Raw genomic sequence first — 16,290 nt, 5'->3', positions numbered from 1 at the left:
TGCAATTCCAGCCTCGGATTGGGGCCTCTCACCGTTTACGCCTACTGCCGTTGATTCGCTCGCCTTTTCCTGGAGCCCCCGTGGACCTAAAATGGCCGCTTGGCTCGGAATTCTTCTGGGCCGATTGCGACGTTTCACCTGCTGGAAGCTTCTGATGAACGATATTTTCGCCGACTTGAAATGGCGCGGACTGGTCTATCAAACGACGGCGGACGATCATCTGCAAAAGTGGCTGAACGAAAAGCCGCGGACCGTCTACGCCGGCTTTGATCCGACCGCCGAGAGTTTGCATGTCGGCAGTCTGCTGCCGTTGATGCAACTGCGGCGATTCCAAAAAGCAGGCCATCGACCGATTGCGCTCGTCGGCGGAGCGACCGGCATGATCGGCGATCCGAGCGGTAAAAGCGCCGAACGCAATCTGTTGTCGGTGGACCAGCTCGAGCAAAACGTCGCCGGCATCAAAGCCCAGGTCGCCAAGCTGGTTGACTTTGATGAGACGCCGGCGGGCGCCCAGTTGGTCAACAATTTCGATTGGATGAATAAGTTCACCTATCTCGAATTCCTGCGAGATGTCGGTAAGCATTTTCCGGTCAACGTGATGATGGCGAAGGATTCCATTCGGAATCGTCTAGAGCGGGAAGACTCGGGGATTAGCTATACCGAGTTCAGCTACATGCTGCTGCAGGCGTATGACTTTGTGCATTTGAATCAAGCCTACGACTGCGAACTGCAGATCGGCGGCAGCGATCAGTGGGGCAATATCACCGCCGGCACCGAGCTAGGCCGCCGCATGCATCAGAAGCAGCTGTTCGGCATGACCTGTCCGCTGTTGACCAAAGCGGACGGCACGAAGATGGGGAAGACCGAGTCAGGCGCCATCTGGCTCTCGGCCGAACGAACCAGTCCCTATGCGTTTTATCAATACTGGTTTAACGTCGCGGACGAAGATGCCGGCAAGTGCTTGCGGTTTTTGACCGAACTGTCGCACGAAGAAATTGAGACTCTCGACAAATCGCGCGCAGAAGAACCGCATCAGCGGGCCAGCCAAAAGAGCCTGGCCGAGCATCTGACGCAGTTGATCCATGGAGACGAAGGTCTGTCGACCGCTCGGCGCGCGACCGAGATTTTCTTTGGCGGGACGATTGAAGACATGAATGACGCCCAATTGGGCCAAATCTTCGCCGACGTCCCCAGTAGCGAGTTGGCGCGCGATCGGCTGACCGGCGATGGGCTGAGCCTGCTCGACGCATTTGTCGAAGCAGGATTGGCCAAAAGCAAGGGAGAGGCCCGGCGTGCCATTAGCCAGGGGGGCGCCTACGTCAACAATGTCCGCGCCGAAGGGGTCGACCAGGCGCTGACTGAGCGTGATTTGGCGAGCGAAACGGTCATGGTCTTGCGAAGCGGTAAAAAGAAATACGCGCTGCTTCGTTTCCAAAGCTAGTTCCAGAGAGCGGCGCCGACATCGCTAGCGGTCGCTGGTTTCAATTGACCTGCCGCCGCGACGCCCGTAACATTTCGATGTCCTCCCAACTTGGCGTGTTCGATGTAGCGGGATTTCTGTCGAAAATGAAATTGTCGTGGAAGATCGCGACCTGTGCGGTAGTAACGCTGATCGTGGTGATCAGCGGCATAAGCATCTACATGTATCAGGCGACGCGTCATGTGCCGGAATTCTATACGGCGGCTCTCAAGATCGAGCCGGCCGCCGCGCAAGAGACCGGCGAGATCCTCGAAGAGCAAGTTTTCGCTTTCTCTAACGAAATCCGCAAACCGTCCCGCTGGCAACTGCGTCTGACCAACGACCAAATCAATGGTTGGTTGGCGTCGGATCTGGAAGAAAAGTTTCCGAAGTTGCTCCCCTCCGGAATGCACGATCCCCGCATCTCGATCCAAGAGCGCCAGGTGAAGCTCGGCTGTCGCTTTGAGGGACAGCAGTTCCATTCGGTCATGTCATTAGCGATCGACGCCTATCTGGTGGAAGACGAAGAAAACGTCGTCGCGATTCAGATCCGCAATGTCGCGGCCGGATCCTTGCCGTTTCCGCTTGGCAGTTTGCTGGACGAAGTAGCCCGCCGCGCCGAAGAAGCGAAGATCCCGCTGCGCTGGCAACAAGTCGACGGAGATCCCGTGGCCCTCGTGACAGTGCCCAGCGAAGGGGACCAGATCGAAGGAATCATCCGGATCGATACGTTGGAACTGCGTGACGGAGAAATTTTCTTAGCCGGGGAAACGCTGAAAGCGCCCGAAGCCGCCGTCGAACCAGCGGCGCCGGTCGCGCCTGAAGCGGATGCCGATCAAGAGATCAAGACCGCCAGTCGGCCGCTTAATACGTTGCCGTAAAGGTTGACGATCAGCGTTGTCGCATCGTCTCGGACGATCTCATATTCGCCCTGATCGATTCGCGTGACCGAGCCCCGATCGCCGGAGACTTCTCCCTCGTAGTCCAGGTAGGCCAGACGATGGTCGGCAATCGGCTGCCCTGCAACCGGCTGCAGCATGTCTGGCTTCTCGCCCAATCGCCAGGTTCGCAGCAGCCCTTCCGCTTCCAACATCAAGTCATAGTGACTCTTGTCGGCATGGTCCGGCGGGAACTGATGATAGAGGAGAACGAAACGTTTCATGCCGGCATTCTAGCAAAACTCCTCTTCGCCCGCCGGCGCTAGTTAGAGAATGCTGGGCCGTCGTGCGGACCTGCCCTATCTAGTTCGGAAACGCATTGGTCGTCTCTTGCGAGGTCGCCAATTCGCGGGCTCTGGCGCTTGTCGCTTCGGCGACAATCGTTTGCGGGCCGGCCGTGGTGGCGACCGCTTCGATCTCAAATTCTAACGTGGCGTTGGGAGGAAGATATTTGATCGCTGGCAAAATCACGCTGTTGTTCGCCGGGTTCGACTGCGGTCTGCCGATGGCGCCATCTTTCAGGACAACGCTCTTGAAATTGAGTCCCGGCGACAAGCGAAGCGTGACCTGGACATTTTCGTCCGCCATCGGCGGATCGTTTTTCACGTACAGGACATACTTGATCGTCGCACCGATGTTAACGTCACCCTGCAGCGAAGCGATCTTGGCCGTCAGTTTCCCTTGCTGAGTCGCCGGTGGAGTATTGTTGCCGCCGTTGGGATTAACTGCCGGGGGTTGTTCTTGCGGGCGAGTGGTGGGGGGCGTGATTTGCACGCAATACTGCTTCGTCTGCGGTTGCGTTTCGCCGGTGCTGACCGTAGCGCGAGCACAGGCGGCTTGCGAGAGCTCGTCGGCTCGGCAAAGAAGGCGAAGCTCGGCGCTTTGGCCCGGAGCAATGCCGTTGTCGTATCGCCATTTGACGGTCCGTAGTTCCGTGTTGTCGGAATTTTGGGTCGCTTCTAGCCCGGTCAGGTTCGCGTCGTAGTTGATGTCAACGCGAACCGCCGTCAGCGGCGTGCTGCCGATGTTTTCGAGCCGCAGCGTGAAGAGGACGTCGGCGCCTTGCGGGACCGATTGCACCGTTTGGCCAGGCGTCGCCAAGGGATCGCTGGCGACAAAGGTCAAGTTGTAGTTGGGCTGTGCGGCTGGAGGTGCGATTTCGACGCACGCTTCTCGCAGGACCGGCGTTTCGCCATCGGCGGTCACCGTCATGCGGTGGCACTGCCGACCGGTTCCAACTGCTTGGAAAGTGAGCGTTTCATTGATCGTCTGACCGGGGGCCAGCGAAACGGGGTTGGTTGCAATCATGTTGCCGACGCCGCTGATATGCTCGAGACCGGTCGAGAACTCGTCACGCAGCACCAGGTTGGTCAGCGGGTTGGTCCCGTTGTTCCGAATGGTGATGATCGTGTCGAACTGCGACCCGTTGGTGATCGACTGCGGGCTGTTGATCTGGACCGAGATATTATTGGATGCGACTTGGGTGTTGGTGCAACTAGAATGTCGCAACTCGCCGTCCGCAGAAGCGTTCAGGCAGATCCGATGATCGCCGGCGCCGGTGACGTTGCAGACTAGTTGGATTCGTCGATAACCTCTCGCTTCCAGCGTACCGATGCTCCATTGGATATCGTTACCTCGTTCGGTCGGCTGTAGACTACTTTGGGCGAAGCGGACCCCAGGCGGCAAAGTAATAAACGCGACGACATTGCTGGCCGGCACATCCCCTTGATTGGAGATCACCAGGTCGTAAGTCGCCGTCGAGTCGATCTCGGCGACCGCCGGACCGGCGATTTCGGCCGACAATTGCGGGGCGCTCCAAGTGACCGTTGCGTCGCCCGAGGCAAGCGTCAGACGTTCGCTGGTGCCAAAGCGAGCATGAGCGGGACGAATCACGGTGATCCGTACGCGAGCGACGCCGGGCTGATCGCGGGAAGCGGGGGCGATTTCGGCAGTGGCGCGACCGGTCGAGTCGGTCGTCACTTCCACAGCCGGCGTCGTCGCGACAACCCCGTTGACGATAAATCCGGCGGCGGCTCCGTCGATCAATTCGTATTTGACGATCCACGAGTCGAGCGGCGAATTGGTCGTTTGGCTCGTGACCGTCGTGGTCAGGAAGGCGCGTTCGCCCGCTCGTTGAAAGGCGGAAGTCGGCAGTTGCCACTGAGCGTCGATCCACTCCACGGTCGCGACGCGCTGACGAGCGGGCCAGTTTTCTAGTTTGGTGGCGAGCGCGGTGACGCGACTCGTGCCGGGGGACGAAGAGCTGACGCTGATCCAGTTTTGGCCGCGCAGCACGCGAACATCGTCGCCGGGGATCTCGGTACCGCGATCGACCGTTTGATCGCACAACTGCGTACGCCCCACGGCGTAGACCGGGCTGATGATTCCTTGCTCGCCCCCGAACGAAGCGAACCGGGTCGTCGTGTCTCTGCCGCCGACTTCGGAGAAGTGGCCGACGCTATCTTGCGAGAGCATCCATTTGATAGGACGTCCTCCTTGCGTTAAGCAGCATTCATCGCCGTTCAGGCCGGCGACCAGAACGACTTCGGTCCCCACCGGCGCGACGACGCGTGACGGCGAGAGACTGAGCGACTTCTCCGGCTCGATGGCGCCTTTGGGAGGTTTCGGCAACGGGGTACTGACGGCGACGCCGGGGACGTTGCATGGACCAGGAGTGGGTGGAGCGGCGTAGGCCGGCTTCGGCAGGGCATCGGCGGGCCCGGTGAGCGACGTCGACTGATTGCACGTGAAGATACTACGCCCGGTCGGATCGATGGCCGGAACGCGGACCGAGGTACAGCCGCTTCCCCCCAGGGAAACGAGCAGTGCGATCACAACGAATCGTCTCGTGTTGTCAGGATGTACTAGACGCATGCTACTACTCGGTTTGGGCCGACTGAGCCGCCGAATTGGTTTGCCGCCGCGCACAGAAAGAATGCGGGCTAGGCAAACCTAGCATGCGAAATGAGGACATGCGGCGAATTTACATCACCGCATGCGGTAGAAAATCAACATCTACGCGCCGGTGCTAGCGATTGCACCGGCGGTAGTGAGTTTCAACCGCTTTTAGCGGTTCTTGGCGAAGATGCCGGTGGCGTACCAGATGCCGTTATTACCACGCTTCATGTCATAAGCGTAATAAGTGTTGTCAGCGCTAACGGCTGACCAGTGACCCGACGAGTGGCGCCAGCTATGAACGCATTCGATTGCGGCGTCTTCCAGATTCTGGCCGGGCCAGCTTTCGGCGCACACTTCAGTCGGCAGCATGTGGCCGGGAAGTTGGCCCGAGAGTTGGTGGAACCGAGACTCCCACGAATGATGTCCTTGCAGTTGCATCCGTGCTTGCAGACGACTGTGTTGGAACGTCGCGACCGCAAGCAGACGACGGAAGGCTCCGTTCGTGCTGCGTGGGCGTTCCGGATGCATTCGGACCGCGTAGATTAAAGTTCGCTGCGTCAGAGATCCGCGGGGAAGCGACAGGATGGTCTGCATTTGCTGAATGCTGCGAACACGGCGGTCGCGGAACGGGAACTGACTAACGACGTAGCCGTAGGTTTCATCCTGAGAATCGACATAATCGACAATCGCGATGCCCGGCTGACCCGCCATATGTTGGAAGGAGTCGTGCGACATTAACTTGGTAGTGCCGGACTTGGTTCCGACAGTCGCGTCGATGGGAAGCTCGGCTAGAATGTAGTTGTTGAGCAGCTCGGCGACTTTGGGGTCGTCTAGCACGCGTTGGAACTCGGCTTGCTTGGTCTGATCTTCGTCACGGAAGTAGATCAGCAGCATCCGTCCTTCGTTCGTCGCCGTTCGGACCGCCGTGGAGTAGTCGTCGTACCAATACGGGGTATCGGCGAGGACTGTTTGCGTGATAGTGATGGCGAGCAGCGCGGCAATTGCTAAGGGGGTTCGCTTCAGCATCAACTTTGCCCTGGGGGTGATTCGCAGCAGCATGGACAGAATAGACCGATTCTGCCGAATTCATGAGCTACGTAAGAGATTCAGAATAGCGCGTGCCGATTATGCGAGTCAATCGGGTGACAAGGTTACCAAGCTGTAGATTAGGCGGAGCATGCGCATTGCGCAGAAAGCTTAGTGTGCGTGCATCCCGAAGAATAGGATAAGTGGGAGTTGTACGGGTTTCAATAGTTGGCGGTTGGGAAAACGTAGTGGCTTTCGATATCTATTCGTGTTATCAAGATTAGGACTTTTGCAGCGACCTACACCCCCTCGCGTTTGCTCCTGAAGGATGATCCATGTTTCGCAGCACGGTTGCTAAATTCTCTAGTTGGACCCTAGCACTTTTGGTGACGGCGGTCTTTTCTTGCGCCGCAGATCAAGTGAAAGGGCAAGATTCGCTCCCTCAGCAAGTTTTCAAAGCACAGCAGTCTTTGGGCCAATGGTTGGGGGAAGGCAAAAAGCGGCAAGGGTGGGACGACTACTTGCTGAGCGATACGTTGCTCACCCAAATCCAATTGGGGGACAAAGCCTCGCCGGAAGTCCTGGAGAAGGTTCTTCACCAATATCAGAGCGACGCGCCGGGATTAAAATTACCGCAATTTGTCTTGGTCCGGACCAAATTAGCAAGTTGGATTCAAGCGATTGATGCCGAGAAAAAACCGGTCGCGGAAATCTTTGTCGATGCCCAGGGTAAATTTCGACCCGTGACGCCCGAGCAAGCGGCCGCAGCGAAGGCCAAACTCGAAGCGGCGATCGGCGTCTTAGAAAAGTACATCCACGACAGCGGCAGCGCTACCGAGCAAGGTTGGAAGAGCTATCTGCGGTGGGATGATCTGACGCAACAGCTCGCCGCCGAGTCGCCTGACTTGGGGATGCTGGAACGTTGTTATCTTCGATTCCACTCGGGCGCCAAAGGTTTAGAGTACCAACAATTTGCCGACGTCCGCCGGGCGCTGCGCCGCTATATCGACTTGCAATTTTTCGCGTCGACAGAGCAATACCAAGCGATGTATGAAATGCAGCTGGGACTGCTTGTAGAAAACTTGAAGAAATACGCTGACGATCCGAATGCCGACGACGCGGCTGCGGTCGGCGCCCAACTTGGTTGGTTTGCGCAAGGCGGGCAGATTCCGGAATTGGTCCAAAGTGCGCGCGACTCGCTGAATTACCCCAACCTGTTCCTCACAGCGTCGGAACGATTTGTCGGCTACGGCATCGACCGTAAAGTCGATGACACGAAGCCGGTTCGCGACAACATTTTGGGGACCAGCATTTATGGCACCGGGCGAACCGTCGGCGATTTGAAAATCAATTTGATCCCCAACGCCGCCGCCGCCCAAGTTCAACTGGTGTTAGACGCCGTAACGAGAACTAACAATGTTGGCCGCAACGGCCAAGTGACGGTCCACTCCAGCGGAGTCACTTCGGTCTTGGGAAAAAAATCGCTGTTGGTCGACGCGGAAGGCGTGAGCGATACGAGAGCTACGGCCGAATGTCGGACTTCCTCGACTTTCAACTCCATTCAGGCCAATTCGGGTTTGGTCCGAAACATCGCAACCAATAAGGCGTACCAGCAGAAGTCGCAGGCCGAAGCGATCGCGTCGCAACATGCCGAACAACGCGTCGTCAGTCGCATGGAAGCGGAAACCGTCAAACTAATCCAGGACGCGAACACGCGACTTCGCAAAGAGGTTCGCCAACCGCTCGATAGCCGCGACGAATTCCTGGAGATCTTCGAGATCTCGTCGACCAGTGACGCGATTCATGTCATGGCGATGAAAGCGAATCGATTTCAGCTGGCGGCGCCAACGCTTCCTCCGGCGCCGGCGCCATCATCGGCGGATATCGGGGTCCAACTGCATGAGTCGATGCCGACCAATATGGGGGAAGTGCTGCTGGGAGGGATCAAGCTGACCGATGTGAAATTGGTGGAGCTGCTTAAAGAGCGGGGAACAGAGGTTCCGGAGGAATTGAAGATCACGCCGGAAAAAGATCCCTGGTCGATCACCTTTGATTATAAGCGGCCGGTCGAGGTTCGGTTTGGGCAAGATCGGATCGAAATCTCGATTCGCGGACGTCAGTTCACCCGCGGTGACAGCGAGTTCAACAATCCAGCCCGGATTAGCGCTGTCTACTTGGTCGAACGCGGGGAAAAAGGCGCCAAACTGACGCGTGAGGGAGAGGTCTCGGTCGAATATTTGAGCCGCGAACGGCAAGGGATTCGTGATATTACGCTGAAGACCTTTCTTCATAAGAAGTTTGAAGCGTTGTTTGAGCCGGAGATCGTCGGCGAAGGGCTGAAATTGAAAGGGCGCTGGGCGGGTGCAGGACCGTTGCAGCTGGAAGATTTGGTCATTAGCGACGGCTGGGCGACGCTCGGTTGGGTGATGCCGGTCAAGAAAACGGCAAACAAGGATCTCGCTAGCGGCGCGAATTCGGTAAAATAGTTACCGAACGAACGACACGCGGCTCCTGACTTTCTAAGAGCACCGTTATGCAGCGCTGGGTAGAGATTGAATTTGATTGTTTACCGCTTCGGTCGATTGGGCGGATGGATATCCCGCTCGACGCTTCGCCGAAGTATCAGAAGCACTGCATGAATTTGAAGCATGCGCTGGAAAAGCATGGAGCGTTGAACACGTTTTATCTGTATAACGCCAAATGCGTCTTCCATCTGCTCAATCATGAGACGGATGGGATGCTTGAGTTTCGATTTGAGGGAACGGTCCTGACCAACGCCGACGACACCAAGGCGCGACAGGCTGATCTCGACGTATCGTTGACGCGCGAGACCTGCTCTTGGCTGTCGGAACCGATCGTGGAATGGTTCGCATCGACCGTTTCACGCAGCGTGCTGGCCGATTTCGATCGCTATATCGCCGCCGGCGATCTATCCGCGACAGAGCAGCGGATCCAAAAGATCCAGGCCGAAAGCGACGAGTCAGGCGGTTTTGTCGGCATGTATCTCTAGCAGCACGCCGCCGCTAGCCACGCTTCGCTAGCGGCTCGGTTGGAAAACTTTGACGATTGTAGGGATTCTTCAAAGTTTGCCGGTTAGGCTGGCCGATAACTCTTCCATGCTGGATTACGGCCGCTCTGCACATGCTGTGGGCGTTCGGTCCCGGGGGGGGATCCAGTGCTTTTGTTGTCGTTGTCTCCGCGAGGAGACTGCGCCCAGCTAACGTACTGATTACCTTCCCGAGCCGAAAAGAACGCGATGCGTTTGAGTACGGCTCAATCAGGAAACGGAATTCCATGAGCCGGCACACCGCGAAGTATTGGGCGATCATTCTGATCGGCGCTTCGGCACTGACGGGTTGTCATCCGACGCAGCCGTTCTACTTTACTGAGAGAAACGATCTCTCGACCTACCTGGATAAGGCGACCGAGATTGAATATCCGGACGTCAACGAGCCAAGTCTGGCCGAGGTAGAGAACGCGGCCGAGCCGTTCACCCTTTCTGACCCCTTCTCGCTTGAGAAGGATCAGATCTGGGAACTCTCGCTCGAAGAAGCGGTCAGCATCACGCTCAAAAATAGCAAGGTGTTGCGAACCGCCGGCGGCAACGCGGTCTTCCGCGTCATCCCCGGCACCACGCTGACCAGCCAGGCGATTCCGACCAGCTTGATTACGCGAAACGACGGCATGCCGACGATCTACGATCCGGCGATTGTCGAATCGGATCCGACCTTGGGTGTGGAAGGCGCCCTGTCGGAGTTTGACGCGCAATTGAACATGACGGCGAATTATCAAAACAATGATCGCCCGCAAAACTATTCGTCTAACACCTTGTTCCCGTCGGTCTTTCAGCAAAACCTGGGAACGGGCGCCATCGAGTTGACCAAGAAGTCGGCGACCGGTACGCAGTTCTTTTTGCGAAACAACTATCAGTACGAATGGAACAATCGTAGCCCGCTCACGCGGCCGCTGCCCAGCGACTGGCAAACCAACATCGAATTGGAAGCGCGTCATCCGTTGCTTCGCGGTTCGGGCGTCCAGGTTAATCGCGTCAACGTGATGTTGGCTCGCGTTCGAGAAGACGTCAGCTTGGCCGACTTTGAAACCAACGTTCGCAACCTGGTTAGCGACGTGGAAGAAGCCTACTGGCAAACCTACTTCGCCTATCACAACCTGGAAGCGGCCAAGACCGGACGCGACAGTGCTTTGGTGACCTGGCGTCGCATCTTCACGCTGATGCAAAAAGGCGCCGAAGGGGGCGAAGCCGAGAAAGAAGCTCAGGCTCGCCAGCAGTACTACGAATTCCGTGCTCGTACGCAGGCCGCGCTTCGCGACTTGTACAAAGCCGAAAACGCGCTGCGGTACTTCATGGGGATCGCCGCCAACGATGGTCGCCTGATTCGTCCCTCGTCAGAACCGAGCGACGCGTGGGTGAAGTTTGACTGGTTCCAGATTCATGAAGAAGCGATTGCGATGTCGGCCGAACTGCGTCGCCAACGCTGGCGCCTGAAGCAGCGTGAGATCGAAATGATCGCCGCTCGCAACCAACTGTTGCCGCAGCTTGACGTGGTTGGCTTGTACCGCTTCCTTGGTGTGGGCGACAAGTTGATCTCTGGCAACCCCGGAGCAGGCGACTTTCCGGCGGTCGGTTCGACCGCTTGGCAAGAGCTGACCGGCGGCAACTATCAAGAGTGGACCTTGGGAGCTCAGTACAGCATGCCGATCGGTTTCCGCCAGGCACTGTCGGGAGTTCGCAACGCTCAACTCCGCATCGCTCGCGAAAAAGCGGTGCTGGAAGACATGGAACTGGAAGTGTCGCACCTGCTGACCGATGCGGTTCGCGATCTCGACTCGAACTACAACCTGGTGCAGTCGAACCTGAATCGCCTGATCGCCGCCGACAAAGAAGTCGACTCGGTGCAAGCCGCTTACGACGCCGGTACGGTCACGCTCGACTTGCTGTTGGAAGCTCAGCGTCGTCGCAGCGAAGCTCAGATCGCTTACTTCCAAGCTCTGGTCGAATACAACATCGCCGTCAAAGACGTCCATCTCCGCAAGGGTTCCCTGTTGGACTACAACGGCGTCTACTTGGCGGAAGGCCCTTGGCCAGACAAGGCTTACTTCGACGCCAAGGGGAACGCTCGTCGTCGTGCGGCCAGCCATTACATGAACTACGGCTACACTCGCCCCGGCGTCATCAGCCGCGGAGCGGTCCCCAGCGGGTCGCAGCACATCGAGGAAGGCGTGATTTGGGAAGAGGCTCCGATGCCGGGTCAGCCTTACATGGAAGAAGTGCCGACCCCGGCGGCTCGGCCGACTCCGGCCGCGATGGACACGCAAGCCATGGCTCCCGCCGCCAAGCGACAACAAGTCGCAGGGGACGGCGCCACGCTGCGTCCGATCGGTTTGAAGCCGACGCAAAACGGATCGAAAGTCGCCCGGGTTTCGCTCGAGCAGCCGACCCAAGCGGCTCGTCCGACCAAGTCCGCTTCGCCCAAGTCGCAAGCGAAGCTCGATTTTAATAAACTAGGTCTCTCGGAAGTCATGAAGGATATGGACGTTCGCTCTTCCGCATCCCCGCAGCCCACGCCTGCTAAGAAAGCACCGGCAGCCGCCAGTTATGAACCTGTCGCGAATCCAACGTCTACTGCAACTTCTCGGACTGCTGCAAAGTGGCAGGCCCCAAAACGTTGATTCGTTAGCGGTCGAGTGCGGCGTGAGTCGTCGGACCATTTTTCGAGATCTTGATACATTGCGAGGGGCCAGCGTGCCCCTCGCTTTCGATTCGGAATCGCAACGGTATCACATTCCCGATACTTACTTTCTGAGCCCGACCAATCTCAACGCCGAAGAAGCACTGTCGGTAATGGTCCTCTGCAGCGAACTGGGAGACGGCGGTGGATTGCCCTACTATTCCAACGCTCGCAAAGCGGCGACCAAGCTAGAAAACAGTTTGCCGGATCGCCTGCGTCGTCGGCTGCGACGCGTTTCGGGCGCCGTCGAAATCAAGCTGACGCATTCGCCGCAACCCCAAGAAGCCGAGACGGTTTATCAGCAACTGGTCGACGCCGTCGGAAATCGCCGTTCGGTTCGTATTCAGTACAAAAGCCTCTTCGACGAGGCCGACATCAGCACGAAGCTGTCACCGTACAAACTTCTTTTCAGTCGGCATAGTTGGTACGTGATCGGGCGATCCTCGTTGCATCGCTCGATACGCACCTTCAAAGTCGGGCGAATCTTGTCGCTCGACGTGCTTGAAGACGAATTCAAAATCCCCGCCGGTTTTCGCGTCGAACGCTATCTCCGCAGCGCCTGGCACATGATTCCAGAAGAGGGGCCCGATCAAGAAGTGGTCGTCCGCTTTCACAAGCTGGTCGCGTCCAACGTCGCCGAAGTGCAGTGGCACAAGACGCAGCAGGTCGCGTGGAACGAGGATGGCTCGATCGATTTTCGCGTGACGGTCTCGGGGTTACGAGAAATGTCGTGGTGGATTCTCGGCTATGGAGAACAAGCGACCGTCCTGCAGCCGCCAGAAATGCAGCAGATCGTTGTCACGCACGCACGGGCAATTATTGATAAATATCCGGACAATGGGAACGATCCTTCATAGCCCGCCGAACGTGTTTTGAAGTTGCGCTATTTGCATGGTTGGCTGCGATAGCTCCGCTATCGCGGCGGCGCAGCCGTAGGCGGCTTCTGTTAGCGGAACGCAGCGGATAGGGGGTTCAATCCTTCTCGACGGAACCAACCACCGATCAGACGCCAACCGCGGATTAGGTCCGCTTACCTCCTTTGTCGGTCCAGATAGCCGCGCTATCAGGGCCAACCAGACGAGTGGGGGCTACGAAGAAAAAGCGGTTTGACTGCGGCGCCAAATCCCCAACTTGAAAACGTTGGGCAACGTATCGCATACTGTTCGATTCCCCCATTCGAGCGTAAAATGGAACGGTTTCCGGCGCCTGTGAGCTTACAACTATGTTCTTCGTTTTCGATGGATTGGATGGCGTCGGCAAATCGACGCAACAGACGTTGTTCACCGCTTGGCTCGAGATGCAAGGCGCCAAAGTTGTCTCGTGTCGCGATCCCGGCAGTACTCCGCTGGGAGAACGGCTCCGGTCGATCTTGCTCGACAAGAGCGATCTCGAAATTGCGCCGCGCAGCGAGATGCTGTTGTACATGACCGCTCGTGCGCAGCTGGTCGCCGAAACGATCCGTCCGGCGCTGGAAGCAGGCGCCGCGGTTGTCTCGGATCGCTACTTGCTCGCCAATATCGCCTATCAGGGTTACGGCGGCGGCGTCGATGTCGATACGATTCGCAATGTCGGTCTGGCGGCGACCGACGGCGTTCTGCCGGATGCGACCTTCCTGTTGGATCTGCCGACCAAGGCGGCGCTCGGCCGCTTGAATCGCGCGCTGGATCGGGTCGAGAGCCGCGGAATCGAATACTTTGAACAGGTTCGCGAGGGCTTTCTCGCCGAAGCGAAGAAGTTTGAAAACGTGCACATTATTGATGCGAGTCGTAAGGTCGAAGAAATTCAGGCTGAAATTCGCCGCATTGCCCTGACCGTGTTGGAGCGGCGTAACGACGCATGAGTTGGGACGAGATTCAAGGCCATGACGCCGTTCAGGCGAAGTTTCGCACCGCAGTCGCGCGCGGACGCTTGGCGAGCACCTTTTTGTTCGTCGGGCCGCCGGCGGTTGGCAAACGAAAGTTCGCATTGAAACTGGCCGAGGCGCTGCTTTGCGAAGTGAACCCGCCTGCCGACTTGAACCCTTGCGGCAAGTGCGAAAGCTGCGTTCAAGTGCGGGCCCATTCGCATCCCGATCTGATTTTGGTTTCGCGGCCGGCCAATCGGACCCGGATTCCGGTCGACCTGCTGATCGGCGACGGGCAAAATCGGATGCGAGCCGGGTTGTGTCACGACATCACGTTGCGCCCTTATCGGGGCGGACGCAAAGTGGCGATCATCGATGACGCCGACTATTTAAACGTCGAAGGCGCCAACTGCTTGCTGAAGACGCTCGAAGAGCCGCCGCCAAAATCGGTCATGATCTTGCTTTCGACCAGTTTGCAACGGCAATTGCCGACAATCCGTTCGCGCTCGCAAATCATCCGTTTTGACCCGCTGTCCAACGAAGTGATCGCAGCGCTGTTGGTAGAGCAGGGAGTCGTCGCCGAGTTAGAAGAGGCCCGCGTCCTGGCGGAACTAGGCCACGGAAGTCTCGAGCGCGCCATGCAGGTAGCCGATCCGGAACTGCGAGAGTTTCGCGCTGTGCTGTTGCCGCGGTTAGGAACGCCCGATTTTCCGAGCGTTCCGCTGGCGAAGGAAACGGCCGAGTTTGTCGATCGCGCCGGGAAAGAGGCTCCGCCGCGTCGAGCGCGTTTGATCCTGGTGATGCAGTTCGCCGCTGAGTTTTACGAGCAACTGATGCGAGCCCTCTGCGGTCGCGCGGTCGCGGGAGATGACCTGCTGAGGAAACAGGTCGAACGAGCCGTTCCCCGGTTTACCGCCGGACCAGACGCTGCGGCGGCCTGTTTGGCGCGTTGCATCGAAGCGGAACAAGAGGTCGAAGCCAACGCCAACCTGGCGACTTTGGTCGACGCATGGATGGACGATCTCTCGTCAGCCGGACGGTTAGGTTATGTGCCGCTGGGGCAGTAAGCTAAAGTAGAGATAGTCTGCCCGCCGGCCCCTATATTGGCGCCCGCCTTCGCCGCTATTTCACCAACGCTCGGCCCTGTCATGCTTTTGTTTCGTCTGCTCACCCTCTGGGGCGTTCTTACGCTTGCCGCCGATGTGCAAGCGGCCGATTGGTATGTTGCGCCAGATGGCGATGACGCGCAGTCAGGCGAGATCAACGCGCCATTGGCCAGCGTGATGAAGGCGCAACAGCGAGCCTCTTCTGGCGATACGATCTACTTGCGCGGCGGCGTTTATGACAAGTTCGCCAATGCGGCGAAGATCTACATTTACAACGTCGCGAATCACTTGCACAAGAGCGACCTCAGCTACGTCGCCTATCAAGACGAAACGCCGGTCTTCGATTTCTCGACGACGCCGACCGATCGCCGCGTCACCGGCTTTTTGATAACGGGGACGAATGTCATCTTGCGTGGCGTGCACGTCACAGGGACGCCGGTTGGCGAGCAAAAGCAGTCCGAGTGTTTTCGAATCGACGGCGCTCGGGCCAGCGCTCACTTTTACGATTGCGTCGCCCAGGGCAACGCGGCGATCGGGTTCTACTGGACCAATCGTTCGCGCGGTTCGGCGACCCGCTGCGACGCTTACGACAATGTTAGCACGCATCCTCGTTCGATTGGCAACATTGACGGTTTTGGTGCGCACGGCGAACGAGTCGAGTTTCGCTACTGCCGCGCCTGGAACAATAGCGACGACGGTTTTGACTCGATCAACGCGCGCGCCGGAAGTCTCTTCGATCATTGCTGGGCGTTCAATCATCGCGCCGGCGGCGACTCGAATGGCTTTAAAATCGGCGGCTACGGCGCAGACCCGCGGACGGTTCCTCCCCATCCGGTTCCGGCGCACGAAGTAAGATTTTGCATCTCGGCTTGGAACGGGGCGAAAGGGTTTTACGCGAATCATCAACCGGGCAGAGCCGCGGTCTGGACTCGCAATTCGGCGTACGGAAACGGCGGCGGCAACTTCAATATGCTCGAACGAAAAGCCGACATGAGCGCCGACATCCCCGGCGAGCGAGAAGTACTGCATGGCAACGTCGCGTTTCGCGGACCGATCATCAAAAACGACGCGACGCCGCCAGAAAACGCGACCGACAACTCTTGGACGCGACCCGGAGTCAAAGTGGACGCCGACGACTTCATCAGCACCGACTGGAAAGAACTAATGCGACCGCGAGCGCCCAACGGAGATTTGCCGCAGGTCGATTTCTTGCGACTACGGCCTGATAGCGACCTGCAGGGACTGGGGGCGTGGGAGTAACTTGAGATTT

General features: G+C 58.0%; 12 protein-coding genes. 9 read left to right on the top strand and 3 right to left on the bottom strand.

Annotated elements, in window-relative coordinates:
* Window positions 1-154: 154 nt before the first annotated feature.
* Both tyrS and DSM3645_RS22990 read left to right on the top strand, forming a co-directional pair.
* Window positions 155-1,441 carry a tyrosine--tRNA ligase gene (gene tyrS / locus DSM3645_RS22995; RefSeq protein WP_040353255.1) on the top strand — a complete coding sequence of 429 codons (1,287 nt, stop codon included), beginning with the start codon at window positions 155-157 and terminating at the stop codon, window positions 1,439-1,441.
* 77 nt (window positions 1,442-1,518) lie between these two features.
* Window positions 1,519-2,340: a hypothetical protein gene (locus DSM3645_RS22990; protein WP_237564916.1), complete on the top strand. Its 822-nt coding sequence runs from the start codon at window positions 1,519-1,521 to the stop codon at window positions 2,338-2,340.
* Here the strand turns inward: DSM3645_RS22990 and DSM3645_RS22985 are convergent.
* The 3 genes from DSM3645_RS22985 to DSM3645_RS22975 form a co-directional block, all read right to left on the bottom strand.
* A complete protein-coding gene (locus DSM3645_RS22985) occupies window positions 2,295-2,621 on the bottom strand; it encodes a DNA polymerase ligase N-terminal domain-containing protein (RefSeq protein WP_002655010.1) in 327 nt (108 codons plus the stop codon). The genes DSM3645_RS22990 and DSM3645_RS22985 overlap by 46 nt on opposite strands.
* Window positions 2,622-2,700: 79 nt before the next feature.
* Window positions 2,701-5,271: a DUF11 domain-containing protein gene (locus DSM3645_RS22980; RefSeq protein WP_081444979.1), complete on the bottom strand. Its 2,571-nt coding sequence runs from the start codon at window positions 5,269-5,271 to the stop codon at window positions 2,701-2,703.
* A 192-nt stretch (window positions 5,272-5,463) separates the two neighbouring features.
* Window positions 5,464-6,321: a hypothetical protein gene (locus tag DSM3645_RS22975; RefSeq protein ID WP_040352953.1), complete on the bottom strand. Its 858-nt coding sequence runs from the start codon at window positions 6,319-6,321 to the stop codon at window positions 5,464-5,466.
* A gap of 335 nt (window positions 6,322-6,656) precedes the next feature.
* On the opposite strand from DSM3645_RS22975, the gene DSM3645_RS22970 reads away from it, so the two are divergent.
* From DSM3645_RS22970 to DSM3645_RS22940, 7 genes are all read left to right on the top strand, one after another.
* Window positions 6,657-8,807, top strand: a complete 2,151-nt coding sequence (locus DSM3645_RS22970; protein WP_040352952.1) for a hypothetical protein — start codon at window positions 6,657-6,659, stop codon at window positions 8,805-8,807.
* A gap of 47 nt (window positions 8,808-8,854) precedes the next feature.
* Entirely contained in the window at window positions 8,855-9,331 is a 477-nt protein-coding gene (locus DSM3645_RS22965; protein WP_002655005.1) for a hypothetical protein, read from the top strand.
* Window positions 9,332-9,615: 284 nt separating this feature from the next.
* Window positions 9,616-12,012: a TolC family protein gene (locus tag DSM3645_RS22960; RefSeq protein WP_002655004.1), complete on the top strand. Its 2,397-nt coding sequence runs from the start codon at window positions 9,616-9,618 to the stop codon at window positions 12,010-12,012.
* The gene (locus tag DSM3645_RS22955) at window positions 11,939-12,928 is read left to right on the top strand and encodes a helix-turn-helix transcriptional regulator (protein ID WP_081444977.1); all 990 of its coding nucleotides are present in this window, start codon (window positions 11,939-11,941) and stop codon (window positions 12,926-12,928) included. The genes DSM3645_RS22960 and DSM3645_RS22955 overlap by 74 nt, the downstream gene beginning before the upstream one ends.
* Window positions 12,929-13,293: 365 nt before the next feature.
* Entirely contained in the window at window positions 13,294-13,911 is a 618-nt protein-coding gene (gene tmk, locus DSM3645_RS22950) for a dTMP kinase (protein WP_002655002.1), read from the top strand.
* A complete protein-coding gene (locus tag DSM3645_RS22945) occupies window positions 13,908-14,981 on the top strand; it encodes a DNA polymerase III subunit (protein ID WP_002655001.1) in 1,074 nt (357 codons plus the stop codon). Before tmk ends, DSM3645_RS22945 begins: the two co-directional genes overlap by 4 nt.
* Window positions 14,982-15,062: 81 nt before the next feature.
* Entirely contained in the window at window positions 15,063-16,280 is a 1,218-nt protein-coding gene (locus DSM3645_RS22940; protein WP_002655000.1) for a right-handed parallel beta-helix repeat-containing protein, read from the top strand.
* Window positions 16,281-16,290: the final 10 nt, after the last annotated feature.

Origin of the sequence: Blastopirellula marina DSM 3645 (assembly GCF_000153105.1) — a bacterium.
Taxonomy (GTDB): domain Bacteria; phylum Planctomycetota; class Planctomycetia; order Pirellulales; family Pirellulaceae; genus Blastopirellula; species Blastopirellula marina.
This window is presented reverse-complemented; position numbering and strand designations above follow the sequence as displayed.